Below are 1,091 nucleotides of genomic sequence, written 5' to 3'. Positions count from 1 at the left end.
GTGATCGAGCCGGGGGAGATTCCGCAGTTCACGGGTGATCTGGGGCTGCTGGAGAAGGCGTGCGGGGATCTGCGGGCGGATGCGGGTGGTGTGCGGGATGCGGGTGGGGAGGTTCATTCGCGGTTTCAGGGGTTGTCGGCGTATTACCGGGCTCCGGAGGCGGAGGAGTTGTTCGCGTCGACGGGGCCGGTGAAGGAGCGTGCGGATTCCTTCGCGTCGGGTCTGGAGTCGGTGTCGGGTGCCCTGTCGGGGTATGCGGCGGAGGTCCGTCCGCTGGTGAAGAAGCTCGCGGATCTGAAGCGGGAGGCGACGGCGTTCGTCGATTCCGTGAAGGATGACGACGACTGGGAGTACGACGGGGGGAAGGTCGCGCATCACAACCGGATCCGGGACGAGGTCACGAGTGCGGTGGCGGCGTTCTGGGCGGCGGAGCGTACGTGTCACAACAAGATCACGGCGTTGTTCCACGGGACGCAGATGGTGGCGGGGGACGGGTCGGACCGTAAGGACCAGTACGGGTTCGATGCGGAGGATCTGAAGAACGCGAAGCTTCCCTGGGGTGACCCGGTGGAGGAGAAGCATCATTGGTACGAGGTGGGTCACTGGGTCAAGTCGTTCGTGTGGGACGGGCTGATCGTCGATGGTGTGTGGGGGACGGTCAAGGGTCTGGGCACGCTGGTGGGTTTCGGCGGCTGGGAGGCGATGGGCCAGGCGTGGAAGGGTCTGGCGCAGTTGGCGACGGGTCTGGTGATCTCGTCTTTGCCGGGGGTGGGCACGCTGTTCTGGGCGTTGCCGGACGACAAGCTGCCGTCCTGGTTCCGTGATTCGCGCAGGGCGATGAAGGAGACGGGCAAGGCGCTGGTGGCGTGGGACGAGTGGGGGAAGAATCCGGCGCGTGCGGCGGGTGCGGTGACGTTCAATGTGCTGACGACGGTGTTCACCGGTGGTGCGGGTGGGGCTGCGTCGGGTGCGGGGAAGGCGGGTGCGGTCGCGAAGGCGTTGTCGGTGGCGGGGAAGGCGGGCAGGGTCATCGATCCGATGACGTATGTCGCCAAGGGCGCCGGCGCGGGCCTGTCGAAGATCGGGGACAT

General features: G+C 66.7%; 1 pseudogene. It reads left to right on the top strand.

Going from position 1 to position 1,091, the window contains the following annotated elements:
• A pseudogene (locus tag IG64_RS37120) lies at positions 1-1,091 on the top strand (protein phosphatase); the annotation flags it as partial.

It is taken from the genome of Streptomyces sp. NRRL S-340 (genome assembly GCF_000720185.1).
Classification (GTDB): Bacteria; Actinomycetota; Actinomycetes; order Streptomycetales; family Streptomycetaceae; genus Streptomyces.
This window is presented reverse-complemented; position numbering and strand designations above follow the sequence as displayed.